The organism is Xenorhabdus innexi (genome assembly GCF_002632485.1).
In the GTDB taxonomy this organism is placed as follows: domain Bacteria; phylum Pseudomonadota; class Gammaproteobacteria; order Enterobacterales; family Enterobacteriaceae; genus Xenorhabdus; species Xenorhabdus innexi.
On the sequence record NZ_NIBU01000271.1, the window covers coordinates 1 to 429 of the forward strand.

1 protein-coding gene and 1 pseudogene are annotated in these 429 nt (G+C 48.3%); both read left to right on the forward strand.

Annotated features, from left to right (window positions below):
• Positions 1-208: pseudogene (locus Xinn_RS21550) on the forward strand (phage baseplate protein); the annotation flags it as partial.
• The coding region (locus Xinn_RS21555) for a phage baseplate plug family protein (RefSeq protein WP_099137847.1) at positions 205-429 on the forward strand (225 nt) is incomplete at its 3' end. The pseudogene Xinn_RS21550 and the gene Xinn_RS21555, both read left to right, overlap by 4 nt.

Here is a 429-nt window from a genome sequence, read left to right on the forward strand (position 1 = left end):
GTACGATGGCTCAGCCGAGTTCAGCCTGACCCTGCGTGAAATCTTTATTGTCGAGACACAGACGGCAAAAGGGTTACACCCGAACCTGAAAAAAGCGGCGGCGAAAAAGAAAAACATGGGGAAAACACAGCCGAAACCAAAAGCTGTACCAAAGAACAGTGACAGTAAAAACTCGATGCTCCATTGGCTCTTTGGAGGCGGAAAATGATATACGAAATCCCCGTTTCCACTGAAGAGATTCAGGAACAGTCATTTACCCTGTTCGGTATGAATCTGCGGCTCACGCTCTATTTCAACCCCGTTATCAACGGCTGGCAATTTGATTTGCTGGAAACCAATAGCGATACCTTCATTGCGCAACTGTACGGCCTGACGGTCAACAGCCCGGCGTTGCTGACCAAGAATCTGCCGTTCGTCATCTTAATGAGT